Annotated in this window: 13 protein-coding genes; 10 read left to right on the forward strand and 3 right to left on the reverse strand. The window is 69.5% G+C overall.

What is annotated here, in order from left to right:
• Positions 1 to 204: 204 nt before the first annotated feature.
• From AC1DSO_RS04220 to AC1DSO_RS04230, 3 genes are read left to right on the forward strand one after another with little or no spacing between them, the layout of a single operon-like run.
• The gene (locus AC1DSO_RS04220; RefSeq protein ID WP_477067657.1) at positions 205 to 1,677 is read left to right on the forward strand and encodes a glycosyltransferase; all 1,473 of its coding nucleotides are present in this window, start codon (positions 205 to 207) and stop codon (positions 1,675 to 1,677) included.
• A 17-nt stretch (positions 1,678 to 1,694) separates the two neighbouring features.
• On the forward strand, positions 1,695 to 2,621 hold the full coding sequence (locus AC1DSO_RS04225; protein ID WP_477067658.1) for an RsmD family RNA methyltransferase: 927 nt from the start codon (positions 1,695 to 1,697) through the stop codon (positions 2,619 to 2,621).
• A gap of 5 nt (positions 2,622 to 2,626) precedes the next feature.
• Positions 2,627 to 3,418 (forward strand): TrmH family RNA methyltransferase, encoded by a 792-nt coding sequence (locus tag AC1DSO_RS04230; protein ID WP_047413365.1) that lies wholly within the window; start codon positions 2,627 to 2,629, stop codon positions 3,416 to 3,418.
• Positions 3,419 to 3,536: 118 nt separating this feature from the next.
• On the opposite strand, the gene hrpB is transcribed toward AC1DSO_RS04230, so the two are convergent.
• Positions 3,537 to 5,993: an ATP-dependent helicase HrpB gene (gene hrpB / locus AC1DSO_RS04235; protein ID WP_477067659.1), complete on the reverse strand. Its 2,457-nt coding sequence runs from the start codon at positions 5,991 to 5,993 to the stop codon at positions 3,537 to 3,539.
• 181 nt (positions 5,994 to 6,174) lie between these two features.
• Here hrpB and AC1DSO_RS04240 point away from each other — a divergent pair, with 181 nt between their 5' ends.
• The 5 genes from AC1DSO_RS04240 to AC1DSO_RS04260 all read left to right on the forward strand — a co-directional run bounded on the left by AC1DSO_RS04240 (position 6,175) and on the right by AC1DSO_RS04260 (position 11,818).
• Positions 6,175 to 7,704: an amino acid permease gene (locus tag AC1DSO_RS04240; RefSeq protein WP_477067660.1), complete on the forward strand. Its 1,530-nt coding sequence runs from the start codon at positions 6,175 to 6,177 to the stop codon at positions 7,702 to 7,704.
• Positions 7,705 to 7,788: 84 nt separating this feature from the next.
• A complete protein-coding gene (locus tag AC1DSO_RS04245; protein WP_477067661.1) occupies positions 7,789 to 8,505 on the forward strand; it encodes an MBL fold metallo-hydrolase in 717 nt (238 codons plus the stop codon).
• 215 nt (positions 8,506 to 8,720) lie between these two features.
• Positions 8,721 to 9,500: a response regulator gene (locus tag AC1DSO_RS04250; protein ID WP_477067662.1), complete on the forward strand. Its 780-nt coding sequence runs from the start codon at positions 8,721 to 8,723 to the stop codon at positions 9,498 to 9,500.
• Positions 9,497 to 10,909, forward strand: a complete 1,413-nt coding sequence (locus tag AC1DSO_RS04255; protein WP_477067663.1) for an ATP-binding protein — start codon at positions 9,497 to 9,499, stop codon at positions 10,907 to 10,909. Before AC1DSO_RS04250 ends, AC1DSO_RS04255 begins: the two co-directional genes overlap by 4 nt.
• Positions 10,910 to 11,050: 141 nt before the next feature.
• Positions 11,051 to 11,818 (forward strand): EF-hand domain-containing protein, encoded by a 768-nt coding sequence (locus AC1DSO_RS04260; RefSeq protein ID WP_477067664.1) that lies wholly within the window; start codon positions 11,051 to 11,053, stop codon positions 11,816 to 11,818.
• Between the two features lie 2 nt (positions 11,819 to 11,820).
• On the opposite strand, the gene AC1DSO_RS04265 is transcribed toward AC1DSO_RS04260, so the two are convergent.
• A complete protein-coding gene (locus tag AC1DSO_RS04265) occupies positions 11,821 to 12,489 on the reverse strand; it encodes a DUF1345 domain-containing protein (RefSeq protein ID WP_477067665.1) in 669 nt (222 codons plus the stop codon).
• A 118-nt stretch (positions 12,490 to 12,607) separates the two neighbouring features.
• Between AC1DSO_RS04265 and AC1DSO_RS04270 the strand changes: the two genes are divergently transcribed.
• Positions 12,608 to 12,739: a hypothetical protein gene (locus tag AC1DSO_RS04270; RefSeq protein WP_477067666.1), complete on the forward strand. Its 132-nt coding sequence runs from the start codon at positions 12,608 to 12,610 to the stop codon at positions 12,737 to 12,739.
• A gap of 44 nt (positions 12,740 to 12,783) precedes the next feature.
• Complete coding sequence (locus tag AC1DSO_RS04275; RefSeq protein WP_047413350.1) at positions 12,784 to 12,990, forward strand: con-10 family general stress protein; 207 nt, start codon at positions 12,784 to 12,786, stop codon at positions 12,988 to 12,990.
• Positions 12,991 to 13,094: 104 nt separating this feature from the next.
• Here the strand turns inward: AC1DSO_RS04275 and egtB are convergent, their stop codons facing one another.
• Complete coding sequence (egtB, locus tag AC1DSO_RS04280) at positions 13,095 to 15,254, reverse strand: ergothioneine biosynthesis protein EgtB (protein ID WP_477067667.1); 2,160 nt, start codon at positions 15,252 to 15,254, stop codon at positions 13,095 to 13,097.
• Positions 15,255 to 15,400: the final 146 nt, after the last annotated feature.

Consider the following 15,400-nt stretch of genomic DNA (forward strand, 5'->3'; position numbering starts at 1 on the left):
TGGCTTCCCCTGCGTTTCCCCCGAGGGACACTAAACGGGAATCACCCAGCCGTCGCAAGAACGTGCGTCGCAGGAGAATTTGAGTTCGCCCAGAAGTCGCGCGCGCGAGGATTGTGCGCGAAACGCGTGTTTTTCTGTTTGACAGCTCTTGGTTGTGATTCCGTTATCTGCGTCCGTTGGGGCGAACGGCGTTCAGGGGCTTCCATGGCGCGCGAAGAAAGACGGTTGGACCCGGCGTTCGCGCCGGCTAGCGGACCTGTGTCCGTCGAACAGGAAAGCCCGGCGGCGTTTCCGCTCGGCGGGCGAGACAAGGCGCGGGATGGCGCGCACCAGACGCTTTCCCGAAGCCAGGCGGCGTTCGTCGCCCTGGCGGGTCTGTTGTCGGCCATCGGTGTCGCGCTGGATCCGTGGAACGCCTTGACGGTGATCCACCACCTGTTCTTCGGCGTCTTCCTGCTGGGCGGCGCCACACGACTGGCGGCGGCCTGCACACCGCTGCCGCTCCCTCGGCCAACACCGCTACCGGAAGAGGACCTGCCCACCTACACCATCATCGCTCCGCTCTATCGCGAGGCCGAGGTCGTGGCCGAGTTGGTCGAGAACCTGGCCGCGCTGGACTATCCGCGCGACCGGCTGCAGGCCCTGATCGTGCTGGAGGCCGACGACGAGGTCACTCGGGCCGCCGTGCGCGCCATCCCCCTGCCCGCCTTCGTCCAGGTGCTGGTCGCGCCGCCGGGGACGCCCAAGACCAAGCCGCGCGCCTGCAACCACGCGCTGGAACGGGCGCGCGGCGAGCTGGTGGTGATCTACGACGCCGAGGACATGCCCGATCCCGGCCAGCTTCGCGAGGCGGCGGCCCGGTTCGCCACCTCGGATCCGCGCCTGGCCTGCCTGCAGGCGCCTTTGCGGATCGAGGACCCGGGCTTCTCGCTGTTCCTGCCCTCGCAGTTCCGGCTGGAATACGCCGCCCATTTCGAGGTGTTGCTGCCGGCCCTGGCGCGCTGGGGCCTGGCCTTTCCGCTGGGCGGGACCAGCAATCACTTCAAGGTCGCCGCCTTGCGCGAAATCGGGGCATGGGACCCCTACAACGTGACCGAGGACGCGGACGTCGGCTTTCGCCTGGTCGCCGCCGGCCACCGGCTGGGCGTGATCGGCCGCCCGACCTGGGAAACCGCCCCGACCACCTGGGGTCAGTGGTTCCCGCAGCGGGCCCGCTGGATCAAGGGCCATATGCAGACCCTGGCCGTGCATGCGCGCGGCCAGGTCCCGCGCCAGCCGCGCAACGCCGCGTCCCTGGTCCTGACCCTGGCCCAGTCGGTCGCGTCCTCGCACCTGCACGGCCCGGTCATGCTGGTCGCCATCGTCGCGGCGACCCTCGACTATCTGCCGGACGCCGCGTTCGGCATCCCGCCACTGGACTTGCTGCTCTACGCCCTGGGCTGGGGCTCGGCGGCGATCGCCGGCGCGCGCGGCGTGATGCGGGCCGGCGGCCAGCCGAAGTTTCTGCATCTATTCGGCATGGTGGCCTATTGGCTGCTGCAGAGCGTGGCGGCGGGCAAGGCGCTGCAGCAGTTCATCACGGCCCCGCATCATTGGGACAAGACCCGGCACACCGCGCGGGCGGCCTCGCCCTTTGGTCCTCGACCTGGCCCAAACTCTGGACGCGCCGGGCCGTAAGGCGGTATGGGCGGGCGATGGCCCCGAAGATCGCTCCCGCCCCCCTCGTCATGCGCACCACCGGCTGGGCGGACTACGCCTTGCTGGACAGTGGCAATGGCAAGAAGCTCGAGCGCTATGGCCGCTACACCGTGGTACGCCCCGAGCCGCAGTGCTTCTGGGCGCCGCGCCTACCAGCCAAGGCCTGGGAAGACGCCGACGCCATCTTCGATCCCACCGACGAGGACGAGGCCGGCCGCTGGCGCTTCAAGGGCAAGCCGATCGAGAAATTCGACCTGGCCTGGGGCCAGGCGAAGTTCCACGGCCAGTTCACGCCCTTCCGCCACCTGGCCTTCTTCCCCGAACAGGCCGCCAACTGGGCCTGGCAGGACGACCGGGTGCGGGCCTTCTCGAAGGGCTCCGGTCCTCAGCCCAAGATCCTGAACCTGTTCGGCTATACCGGCGTCGCCTCGCTGGTCTGCGCCGCCGCCGGCGCGGCCGTGACCCACGTGGACGCGTCAAAAAAGTCGGTCGGCTTCGCCCGCGAGAACGCCGCCTTCGCCGGCCTCGCCGACAAGCCGATCCGCTGGATCGTCGAGGACGCCCGCAAGTTCGTGGCCCGCGAGGTCCGGCGCGGCAATCGCTATGACGGCATCATCCTGGACCCGCCGAAGTTCGGCCGCGGCGCCGACGGTGAGGTCTGGCGCCTGTTCGAGGATCTGGCCGCCCTGACCAAGGACTGCGCCGAACTGCTCAGCGACGATGCCTCGTTCCTGCTGATGAACGCCTATGCCGCCCGCGTCTCGGGCGCGGCGATGTCTGGCCTGTTGGCTCAGGAGCTGCAAGGCCGCGGCGGGGTCATTGACTGGGGCGAACTCTCCTTGGTCGAGGAAAAGGGCGACCGCCAGATCGGCCTGTCGTTCTTCGCCCGCTGGTCTGCCCAAGAAAAGATGGGGGAAGGCTGAGCGCGATGAGCACCAAGACCGTCACCTCCCTGACCAACAACACCGTCAAGGCCGTCCGCGCCCTGCACATGCGCAAGGAGCGCGAGGAGAGCGGCCTGTTCCTGGCCGAGGGCCTGAAGATCGTCATCGAGGCGATCGACTGCGGCCACGCGCCGAAGATCGTTATGTATGGCCCCGACGCGGCTGATCACCCGATGCTCAAGAAGGCGGTCGCCGCGTGCCTGAAGGCCGGCGGCGAGGTCATCGAGGTCAACCGCGAAATCCTCGAAAAGGTCTCGCGGCGCGACAATCCTCAGGCCGTTGTCGCCGTGTTCCAGCAGGTCTACACGCCCCTGTCGGCTATCGTGCCCGAAAGCGCTCCGTGCTGGGTGGCCATGCAGGCCGTCCGCGACCCCGGCAATCTCGGCACCGTGATCCGCACCGCCGATGCGGCCGGCTGCGGCGGCGTGATCCTGGTCGGCGACTGCGTCGATCCCTATTCGGTCGAGGGCGTGCGCGCGACCATGGGCTCGATCTTCGCGGTGAAGATCGCCAAGGCGACGATCGCCGAGTTCCTGGCCTGGCGCCAGGAATGGCCGGGCAGCGTGGTCGGCACCCTGCTGACCGCCACCGTCGACCACAAGGCCGCCGACTATGTGAAACCGTCGCTGATCCTGATGGGCAACGAGCAACAGGGCTTACCGCCCGAGCTGGCGGCGGCCTGCGACGTCAACGTCAAGATCCCGATGCGCGGCCGGGCGGACAGCTTGAACCTCAGCGTTGCGACCGGGATCATGATCTATACGGTGACGGGGTAGGCATAGGACTGGCCCCCTCCGGATGCTGCGCATCCTCCTCCCCCGGAGGGGGAAGAAGGATCGCGGTGTCTTCTTCCCCCTCCGGGGGAGGAGCGCGAAGCGCGGAGGGGGCAAGTTCTCAAGTCCCTCGCGGCTTGGCCCGCGTCGTCGGCATGGCCGCCGCCGGGTCGTCTGGCCACACATGTCGCGGATACCGTCCCTTCATCTCGACCTTCACCTCGCGCCACGAGCCCTTCCAGAAGCCGGGCAGGTCGCGGGTGATCTGGATCGGCTTGTGGCCGGGCGACAGCAGCGACAGCACCAGCGGCACCTTGCCGCCGGCGATGCTGGGATGCTCGGTCAGGCCGAACAGTTCCTGCACCCGGATGTCGATGCGCGGTCCGGCCTCGGCGGCGTAGTCGATGGCTACGGTGGTGCCGGTCGGCGCCTTGAACCGGGCCGGCAGCATCTGGTCGACCTTCTGCTGCAGGTCCCAGGGGACCAGCGAACGGATCGCGCCGTCCAGGCCGCTCTCGTCCACGCTGGCGAGCGACGAGCGGCCGTGCAGCAACGGCTCGAGCCATTCGTCCAGGCGGGCGATCAGGGCGGCGTCGGAAAGGTCCGGCCAGGCCTCGCCGTCCAGCGCTCGCAGGAACGCCACCCGGCTGCGGAAGCCCTCAACGCCTTGGCCCAGCCGCAAAGCGCTCAGACCGTCAGCCCTCACCTGGTCCATCAGGGCGCCGGCGATCATCGCGGGGTCGGGATTCTCGATCAGCCGCTCGGCCAAGACCAGCTTGCCCAGGCGCAGCAGCCGCTTGGCGCGGACCTTGCCGCCAGCGGTCTCCAGGCGGTCCTCGGCGACCAGGCGGTCGGCGAAGGTCTCGCGCAGGTCGGCTTCGTCGACGGCGGCCGCTAGCAGGATGCGGTCGCGGCTGTCGCCGCCGCCCAGCTCGCCCACGGCCAGCCAAGTCTCGCGGGCCAGCGGATCGGTCGGCTCCAGATAGACCCCGCGGCCCCCGGCCAGCTGGAACTCGCCCGGCTTGCCGCGCGCCTTGGCCACCCGCTCGGGATAGGCCTCGGCCAGCATCACGCCGATCTCCAGTGACTTGGCGCCGCCCCCCTTTGTGTTTGCGGACCTTCCGGCCGCGCGACTCCAGCGCTCGACCAGGGCCATGGCGTCGCGGGCGCGTGGCGAGCGGTCGCGATGCAAGCCCTCCAGCCGCCGCCGCAGGTCGACGTCCTTGCCGCCCAGTCCCTGCTCGGTCAGCACCGCGGCGATCTCGGCGGCTTCACGGGCCTGGCCCGAGGCGGCGGCGCGCACGACCATGTGGGCCAGGCGCGGCGGCAGCGGCATTTCGGCCAGCGCCTTGCCGTGGGCGGTCAGGTCGCCCTGCCCGTCCAGCGCCTGGATGCGGGTCAGCAGGGTCCGCGCCTCGGCGAAGGCGGCGGCGGGCGGCGGGTCCAGGAAGGTCAGGCCCGAAGGATCGCGCGCACCCCAGCGGGCCAGGTCCAGGGCCAGGCGCGACAGGTCGGCCTCCAGGATCTCCGGCCGCGCGAAGGCGGGCAGCGCCCGGGTCTCGGGCTCGTCCCACAGGCGGTAGCAGACACCGGGCTCGGTGCGGCCGGCGCGGCCCCGGCGCTGGTCGGCGGCGGCGCGACTGACGCGGATCGTGTCGAGCCGGGTGATGCCCGAGGCCGGGTCGTAGCGCGGCACGCGGGCCAGGCCGGCGTCGATCACCACTCGGACGCCCTCGATGGTCAGGCTGGTCTCGGCGATCGAGGTCGCCAGCACCACCTTGCGGCGGCCGGCCGGCGCGAGGCCGATGGCGCGGTCCTGCACGGCCGGCTCCAAGGCGCCATACAGCGGCGCGACATCGACGTCCGGCCGACGCAGGCGCTCGTTCAGCCAGCTCTCGGCGCGGCGGATCTCGCCTTGGCCCGGCAGGAAGACCAGGACGCTGCCGGTCTCCTCCGCCAGGGCTCGCTCGACGGCGCGGCCGACGCGTTCCTCCAGCCGCTGACGCTCGTCTCGGCCGAGATAGCGGGTGTCAACCGGGAACATCCGCCCCTGGCTCTCGACGATCGGCGCATCGGCCAGCAGGGCCGAGATCCGCGCCCCGTCCAGGGTGGCGGACATCACCAGCAGGCGCAGGTCGTCGCGCAGCACGCTCTGGACGTCGCGGGCGAAGGCCAGGCCAAGGTCGGCGTCCAGGCTGCGTTCGTGGAACTCGTCGAACAGCACGGCCGCAACGCCGTCCAAACCCGGGTCGTCGAGAATCATCCGGGTAAAGACGCCCTCGGTGACCACCTCGATCCGGGTCCGGGCCGAGACCTTGGACTGCAGGCGGACCCGAAAGCCGACCGTCTCGCCCACCGTCTCGCCCAGATTGGCGGCCATGCGCGACGCGGCGGCGCGGGCGGCCAGGCGGCGAGGCTCGAGCACGATCAGCTTGCGGCCCTGGACCCAGGGCTCGTCCAACAGCGCCAACGGAACGGCCGTGGTCTTGCCCGCCCCCGGCGGCGCGACGAGAACGGCGGCCTCCCGCGTGCTCAGGGCGCCTTTCAGCGCCGGAAGGGCCTCGAAAATGGGCAACATCAGCTCGGCTTTAGCGCTCGATGGCGCGCGCGCCAAGCAGGGCTAGACGAGTCAGGCCTACGGGTAGCATTTACGCCCCCTCGCGGCTTGGCCTTGACCCCATGCTCATAAACGGGTCACGGTCCGCAAAATTTATCCAAGGGCGACCCCCGGGGGGAGTCGTGCGTATCCAGGAGGAACTATGTGGCGCGTTAAATCGCTCGATGCGATCCTAGCGACCGCCGAGAAGAAGTCGCTGCATCGCTCGCTCGGGCCTGTGCAGCTGACCTTGCTCGGCATCGGCGGCATTATCGGCACCGGTATCTTCGTGCTGACCGCCGAAGCGGCCCAAAAGGCCGGTCCCAGCATGATGCTGTCGTTCGTCATCGCGGGCGCCGTCTGCGCCGTCGCCGCCCTCTGCTACGCCGAACTGGCCTCGATGGTCCCCGTCGCGGGCTCCGCCTACACCTATTCCTACGCCGTCCTGGGCGAGTTCTTCGCTTGGCTGGTCGGTTGGGCCCTGATCCTCGAATACGCCGTGGCGGCCTCCGCCGTGGCCGTGGGGTGGTCGGGATACGTAGTCGGGTTGATCGAGCACCTGGCGCACATCGACATACCTGACATGCTGACAGCCGGCCCCTATGCCGGCGGCGTCATCAACCTGCCGGCCGTGCTGATCTCGCTGCTGGTCACCTGGCTGCTGGTGCTGGGCACCAAGGAAAGCGCGACCGTCAACGGCTTCCTGGTCGCCATCAAGATCAGCGCCCTGACCGCCTTCGTCTTCCTGGCCGTGCCGGTCATGAAGATGGAAAACTTCCACCCCTTCGCCCCCCTGGCCACCGCCGGGGTCATCGGGGCCGGGGCTTCGATCTTCTTCGCCTATGTGGGCTTCGACGCCGTGTCGACCGCTGCCGAGGAAACCCGCAATCCGCAGGTCAATGTCCCGATTGGTCTGATCGGTTCGCTGGTCATTTGCACCATCTTCTATCTGCTGGTCGCCGGCGGCGCTGTCGGCGCCTATGGCGCTCAACCCGTCTTCGGCCTGAACCACGAAGTCCTGTCGCCCGGCTCGATCGAACTGGCCGCGCGCTGCAAGGAAATCACGGCCGTCGGCGCCATGCCGCTGGTCTGCTCTAAGGAAGCCCTGGCCCACGTTCTGCGCGAGATCGGCCATCCGGCCGTCGGCAACCTGCTCGGCCTCGCGGCCGGTCTGGCCCTGCCCTCGGTCATCCTGATGATGATCTACGGCCAGACCCGCATCTTCTTCGTGATGTCGCGCGACGGCCTGCTGCCCAGCGTGCTGAGCAAGGTCCACCCGAAGTTCAAGACGCCGCACATCGTGACCATGGTCACCGGCGGCCTGGTGCTGGTGGCCGCGGCCTTCTTCCCGGTCGGTCAGCTGGCCGACATCTCCAACTCCGGCACCCTGTTCGCCTTCCTGATGGTGGCGATCGCCGTGATGATGCTGCGGATCAAGGATCCGGATCGTCGCCGTCCGTTCAGGACGCCGCTGGTCTGGATCATCGCCCCGCTGGCCATCRTCGGCTGCCTGGTGCTGTTCTTCTACCTGCCGATGAAGGCCAAGCTGCTGCTGCCGATCTGGGCTGTCATCGGCCTGGTGTTCTACTTCGCCTACGGCTACCGCAAGAGCCACGTGGGCAAGGGCCTGCGCGGCGAAGTCCACGAACTGGACGACGACGCGCCTCCGACCGGTCTGCCGGGCGCCCAATAAGCGCTTGAACCGGAGCGGATAACGCTTAGTTCGAACGGGCGGAGGCTTTACAGCTTCCGCCCGTTTTCGTTTTGGAGCCGCCGCATGAGCGCCGAGTCGCCCATCCGCGCCGTGATCGCCCCGGTCACCCCGCTGCAGCAGAACTGCACGATCGTCTGGTGCGCCAAGACCCTGAAGGCCGCCGTCATCGATCCCGGCGGCGAGGTCGACCGCCTGCTCAAGGCCATCGCCGACAAGGGTCTGACCCTGGAGAAGATCTGGATCACCCACGGCCATATGGACCACGCCGGCGGCGCGGCCGAGCTGAAGGTCCGCACAGGCGTCCCCATCGAGGGCCCGCACGAGGACGACCAGTTCTGGATCGACCGCATCCAGCAGACCGGCGAAATGTACGGCGTGCCCGAGGCCCGGATCTTCGTCACCGACCGCTGGCTGAAGGACGGCGACACAGTCACCCTGGGCGAGACCGAGTTCGAGGTCTTCCACTGCCCCGGCCATACGCCGGGCCACGTGGTGTTCTTCCATCGCGAAGCACGCTTCGCTCAGGTCGGGGACGTGTTGTTCCAGGGCTCGATCGGCCGCACCGACTTCCCGCTGGGCAACCACCAGGACCTTCTGGACTCGATCACCCAGAAGCTCTGGCCCTTGGGCGGTGACGTACAGTTCGTGCCTGGCCACGGCCCGATGTCGACCTTCGCGGCCGAGCGGCGCAACAATCCGTTCGTGGGCGACCGGGTGATCGCGGCGATGCAGGCTCAGGGCGACGCCTACCAGGCGCCCAAAAACCACTCGCCGGGCTGAGGGATCGCCAGGCCGAGGGTGGTCGGGGCCCAGCCTGCCAAGGGGGGAGAGGCAGGCCGAGCCCCATTCGCCGCCGACCTCACGAGGGGGACAGTGGGCCGTCGGTGCGACATCGGCCCCCATAGGGGATCGCCCTATGGGGATCCCACGACTGGGTTGCGCCCCTGTTTCAGGCGTGAAATCTGAACGTGACGGGGGCGTGACAGGAAAATCGCATGGAAAACGTCCAGAACACCGTCCCAGGGACCATTGGCCAAGGCGACGTCGACGCTCAGCGGGGCGCTGCTCCGCGCATCCTGATCGTCGATGACGATCCGGGCATCCGCGACGTCGTCTCCGACTTCCTCACCCGCCACGGCTACGCGGTCGAGGCCGCCCAGGACGCCCGCACCATGGAGCAGGTGCTGGCGCGCGGGCCGGTCGACCTGATCGTGCTGGACGTCATGCTGCCTGGCGAGGACGGCCTGGCCATCTGCCGGCGCCTTTCGGCCACCAACGATGGCCCGGCGATCATCATGCTGTCGGCCATGGGCGAGGAAACTGACCGCATCGTCGGCCTGGAGCTCGGCGCCGACGACTACCTGCCCAAGCCCTGCAATCCGCGCGAGCTGCTGGCCCGCGTCCGCGCCGTGCTGCGCCGTCGCCAGGAGCCCCGCGCGGTCGACGACGCCATGGGCGCGGCCTGCGAGTTCGCCGGCTGGCGCCTGGACCTTGTCCGCCGCGAACTGCGCTCGCCGCAGTCGGTGGTGGTCAATCTCTCCAGCGGCGAGTTCTCGCTGCTGCGCGCCTTCGTCGAGCGTCCGCAGCGCGTGCTGACCCGCGACCAATTGCTTGACCTGGCCCGCGGCCGCGACAGCGACGCCTATGACCGCGCCATCGACGTCCAGATCAGCCGCCTGCGCCGCAAGCTGGACGACGGCGGCGGCAGTGAGCTGATCCGCACGATCCGCAGCGAAGGCTATATGTTCACCGCCAAGGTCGTCCGCACCCCATGACCATCTTCCGGCGCGGCGCGCCGCTGTTCGTCCAGGCCCTGGGCCTTGTCATCATCACCCTGGTGGCGGCCCAGCTGATCTCGATCGCGGTCATTTTCAACCTGCCACCGCCCCCGCCGGAGTTCTACCGGTCCAGCGAGATCGTGCGCGCGCTGAAGTCGGGCGAGCCGGTCCAGCCGCGCGACGGCCGCCTGCTGGTGGTCAAGCAGCACGGTTCGATCCGTTCGCTGGGTCCGGACAGCCCGCGACGCGCTGACTTCAAGGCCGGGATCGGCCGCGCGATCGACGTGCCGGCGAACCGCATCGAGCTGCAGATCGACAACGGCCCGCGCTTCTTCGTGCGCCGTACGCCTGTCACGCCGCCCAAGCCCGACGGCCGCGTCGGGCCGAACGGCGGAACGCGCGAACCCTTCGCCCGCGAGCCCGGCTCCGGCGGCCCCGGCGGGCCCCGCCTCCAGGCCAAGGACGAGCCGTTGATCTTCGGCGACTTCAAGCTGGGCGTCCGCCAGAGCGACGGCCATTGGCTGGTGGTCGAGCCCAAGCCGACCTTCCGCTTCGACAGCTGGCAACAGCGGATTCTGCTGATCCTGCTGCTGTCAGTGGCCGCCGTGACGCCGCTGGCCTGGCTTTTCGCGCGGCGCTTGGCCCAGCCGATCACCGCCTTCGCCGACGCCGCCGAACGCCTGGGCAAGGACCCGCGCACGCCGCCGCTCAGCATCTCTGGCTCGGGCGAGGTGGTCGCCGCCGCCATGGCCTTCAACATGATGCAGGAGCGCTTGCGCCGCTATGTCGAGGACCGAACGGCCATGGTCGGGGCGATCGCCCACGACCTGCGCACGCCGCTGACCCGCCTGAAGTTCCGCATCGAGGCCGCGCCGGACGACATCCGCCCCAAGCTGGCCGCCGATATCGACCAGATGGAGGCGATGATCGCCGCCACCCTGGGCTTCGTACGCGACACCCAGCGCCCGGCCGAACGCACCAAGCTGGAGCTGTCCTCCCTGGTCGAAAGCGTGATGGACGAGGCGGCCGAGACCGGCGGCGAGGCCACGGTCGAGCGGTCCGAGAAGGTGATCGTCGAGGGCGATCCGGTGGCGCTGAAGCGCCTGATCTCCAACCTCGTCGACAACGCTCTCAAGTATGGCGGTGCGGCGCGCGGTCGGGTCTATGTCGAGGACGGCATGGCCATCATCGAGATCGACGACGACGGTCCTGGCGTGCCGCTTGGCGAGCTGGAGCGGGTGTTCGAGCCCTTCTATCGCGGCGAGCCCTCGCGCAACCGCGAGACCGGCGGGATCGGCCTGGGCTTGGCGGTGGTCCGCTCCCTGGCCCGCGCCCACGGCGGCGACGTCACCTTGCACAACCGTGCGAGCGGCGGCCTACGGGCCTGCGTGCTCCTCCCGGCCTGAAGATATCCTGCGGCAATCTTCGGCGGCCCATTGCGGCCGAACGGGGGCGAGTGTTGCATGACCGCAAGGCTGGAGGCGCGGCCTGACATCACCGGGACATCCTGCCGGGCTTCAAAGCTTGGCTGATTGGAGATTTCCCGGATGATGCTTCGTTCGCTCGGCCTGACCGCCGCCCTCGCCGCCGCCCTCGCCGGCTGCGCCAGCGCGCCGCCAGAAGGTCCCGGAGATCGGGGCGGTCCCGGCGGGGCGCGCGGTGAAGGCGGGCTTGGCCTTGGTGGCGGCCCTCAGCTGTTCATCAGCCCGGCCGGCGAGCCCTTCCGCGCCGCGGGCGGCGCCCCCTATCCCGTAGCGGCCTGGTTCGCCGGCGCTGACGCCAATCATGACGGCGCCCTGGCGCGGGACGAGTTCGTCGCTGACTCGCTGCGCTTCTTCGCCGTGGTCGACGGCGACCACAATGGCGTGGTCGACGGCTTCGAGGTCTCGACCTACGAAACCCGCATCGCCCCGGAGATCATCGGCGGCGCGGCGCCGGGCGCGATGCGGCGCGGACCGATGGGCCAGGGCCCGGACGGCGGCGGCGACGCCCCACGCCGGCGTCCGCAGGGGAGCAACGTCCTGCAGGGGGCGGCCCTGTTCGGCCTGATCGCCGAGCCGGAGCCGGTCATGGCCTCCGACGGCAATTTCGATCGCCGCATCACCAAGGACGAGGCGACCAAGGCCGCCAAGACTCGCTTCGCCCTGCTCGACACCAACAAGGATGGCGTCCTGAAGCTGGACGAGCTGCCCAAGACACCGTCGCAGGCGGGCTTACGCCCGGGACGTGGCGGCGGGCGCGGCGAAGGCGGCGGGGGCCGTCGTGGAGGGCGTGGCGGCGGCATGGGTGGGCCAGGGGGCGGTCGCCCCGGCTAACCTCAGCCGCCCACCAGGGTGGCGATGATGTTGATGCCCAGGGCCAGGATGGCGGTGTTGTAGAAATAGGCCGTGGCGGCGTGGGCGGTGACCAGGCGGCGCAGCCTCGAGGTCAGGATGCTGTTGTCCGAAACCTGGAAGGTCGCCCCCACGCTGAACGCCAGATAGGCGAAGTCCATGTAGCCGGAGGGCGGCTCTCCTGGAAACTGGATGCCACCCTTGCTCCGGCCCTCGCCAAAGTGGCGGTGGGCGTAGTGCAGGACGAACACCGACTGCAGCACCAGCCACGACAGCACCAGGGTCACGCCGGCGCAGGTGGCGATGAAGGCCTGGGCGCCGGCGTCCGTGTTCTTGGCGGCGATCATGGCGTCGATCACCGCTCCCAGGCTGGCGATGATGGCCGCCAGGATGATCAGCAGCAGCACCGGCACGCCCTCGTCCTCCTGGGCGGCGCGCGAGCGCACCTCGGCCTCGTCGGCGCGTAGAAACAGCTGCCAGGTGGTTAGCAGATAGGCGCCCGCGCCGCTGTCCCAGCCCAGCAACAGGTGGGCGCCGCGCGGCGCGCCGAAAAATTTCGCCGCCGTCCACACGATAATTCCGACCGCCAAACCCAGCGCCAAACGCCAGTGGGACGCGGCGCGATTGACCATTTGCTTGGTCCTGCGAGGCATTCTCGGGCGTCTCCTCGGCGGCCGGCTCGTCCCGGTGCTGTGCAATTAGTGTCATCGCACGGTGAACCGAAAGCGTCTTCGCTGGTTACTTCACCGGAACGCGCAGGAAACGACGCCAGTGACCGACCCAGACGCCCCGCCTCCGCCCGAGCCTAAGCCGCCCGAGTACGAGCCCGGTGTCGCCCCCGTCGAGGAGCCCCCCACCTCGCCGCCGGTCGATCCAGGGGACGACCGTCCCTATGGCGCCTGATCTCGCCCGTACCGCCTGTGACCTGTCCGACTAGGAGCCCCCACATGGACACCGATAGCGAACGTCCCCGCGGTCGTCGCGGTTTCGCCGCCATGGACCCGGAACGCCGACGCGAGATCGCCAGGAAGGGCGGAGCTAGCGTGCCCAGCGAAAAGCGCAGCTTCGCCAAGGATCGCGATCTCGCGGCGAACGCCGGACGCAAGGGCGGTTCGTCCTCGCGCGGCGGTCGCCCCGGAGAACGCGCGCTCTAGAAAAGAGCGCGCGGACGCCTACCCGAGACGCGCCGGCTCCGAGCCTTCGGAACCGGCGCGTTTTCGCGCGTGCTGATCAGGAGAACGGCCTTTAGGCCGCCCCTCTAGGCCGTGAGGGCGTAAACCGCGAAAGCGGGATCGGCGCTGACCCAGCGCTGGGCCACGGTCCAGCCGGCGCGGCGGGCGATCGCCTCGAAGGCCTCGGCCGGGTACTTGTAAGAGTTCTCGGTGTGAATGGTCTCGCCGGCGGCGAACCGGAAGCCGTAGTCGCCGACCATGACGATCTGGTCGCGCGTGCTTTCCAGATGCATCTCGATCCGGCTCTCGTCCGCGTTCCATACCGCCTTGTGGGCGAAGGCCGAGGGATCGAAGGTCCCGCCCAGCTCGCGGTTGATATGGACCAGGACGTTGCGGTTGAACGCCGCCGTCACGCCCTGGGCGTCGTCATAGGCCGGGATCAGCACCGCCGGATCCTTGGCGACGTCGGCCCCGACGATGAACAGAGAGCCCTCGCCCAGCAGCTCCCGCGCCTGGCGCAGCAATGCCTCGGCCTCATGCGGCGCGAAATTGCCGATCGTCGAGCCGGGGAAGAAGCCGACCGGCGTGTGGCCCTTGGCGCCCTCCGGCAGATCGAGGGCTTTGGTGAAGTCCTCGACCAGCGGCGCGATGGCCAGCGCGGGGTAGTCCGCGCGCAGGCTGGCGGCGGCTTCGTCCAAGGCGTTGGGGCTAATGTCGATCGGCGCGTAGACGGCGATCTGCGGCGCGGCGTCCAGCACGATGCGGGTCTTGGTGCTGGCCCCGCTGCCGAACTCGACCAGGGCCGCGCCGGCCGGGATGCGCGCGGCGAGCTCCGGCGCGATCGCGCGCAGCAAGGCCGTCTCGGTGCGGGTCAGGTAGTATTCCGGTAGCTCGCAGATCGCCTCGAACAGGCGCGAGCCCTCGGCGTCGTAGAAGTACTTGGCCGGCAAGGTCTTGGGCGAGGCCGACAGGCCGGCGATCACCTCGTTGAGGAAGCCGTTCTCCGGCGTCACCTCGGCCAGGCGGTCGTCGTCGGCCAGACGCACGCCGCCGAACATCCAGCGGCTGCCGGGATGGAAGAAGTTGCGATAGGTCGCCCGCGTGTGACCCGGCGGCGTGGCTTCGCAGCCGCCGCGCAGGGTCATCTGGCTGACCATGAACTTGCCGTTGTACTCGCCCAGCGCGCCCGCCCCCGGCTTGAAGCCCGGATAGGGACTGTAGGCGCTGGCGGTCCATTGCCAGGCCGAGCCGTAGAGCTGGCGCGAGGCCGAGACTCCGGTCGCGGTGGCGGCGGCCTCCCATTCGGCCTCGGTCGGCAGGCGGCGGCCCGCCCAGGCGGCATAGGCGGCGGCCTCGTAGTAGCTGACATGGACGACGGGCGCGTTCGGATCGACGGGGTGGCGGCCGCGCAGGGTCATGGTGGTCCAGCCGCCGCCCTCGCGCCGCCAATAGGCCGGCGCCTCCCAGCCCTCTTCCTGGACCTTGGCCCAGCCCTCGGAGAGCCAGAGATCGGGCCTGGCGTAGCCGCCGGCCTCGATGAAGGCCAGCCACTCGCCATTGGTCGTCAGCCGATCGGCCAGGCGGAACGGGGCGACATAGGTCTTGTGGCGCGGCCGCTCGTTGTCGAACGCGAAGCCCGCCTCGCAGGCCCCGATCTCGACGAGGCCGCCGGCGAAGCGGTGGAAGCGCTGCGGGCCCGGATCGGGGCGCGGCGCCGCGTGGCCCGGCTGGTAGGCGGGACTCAGCGGCGACTGGGCGAACAGGTGCAGGATGTCCATCAGGATCAGCTCCTGATGCTGCTCCTCATGCGCCAGGCCCAGCTCGATACGCTCCAGGATCTCCGGCGTCAGCGGACCGGCCAGCAGGCGGGCCATGGCCGCGTCGACATGGGCGCGATAGGCGCCCACCGTCTGGACCGAGGGCCGGGTCAGCAGGCCCCGTTGCGGGCGCGGCTGCCGAGGGCCGACGGCCTCGTAATAGGAATTGAACAGATAGCCGAAGGTCTGGTCGTAAACCTCGTAGCCGGCCAGGAACGGCGTCAGCAGGAAGGTCTCGAAGAACCAGGTCGTATGGGCCCGATGCCACTTGGTGGGGCTGGCGTCCGGCATGGATTGGGCCGCCTGGTCTTCGGGCGACAGCGGCGCGGCCAGGACCTCGGTGCGCCGACGCACCCGCCGATAGCGATCGACGAGGGCGTCGACCGAAACCTCGACAAGATCCATAGCGGGCTGATCGTCCGGGGTCATGGGCGTCTCCTGGCCGAGCAGGGCTGTGGCGAAGCCCGAGCGACGACAACGTTCCCGGAACTTCGGTGTTCCAACCCGCCGTGACAAGCGCGACGGCTCGGGCTGCTGACACTTTGTGGCAAGAGGCGTTCCGCAAGACCCGAGCC

This window comes from Caulobacter sp. P4_E5 (genome assembly GCF_056401555.1).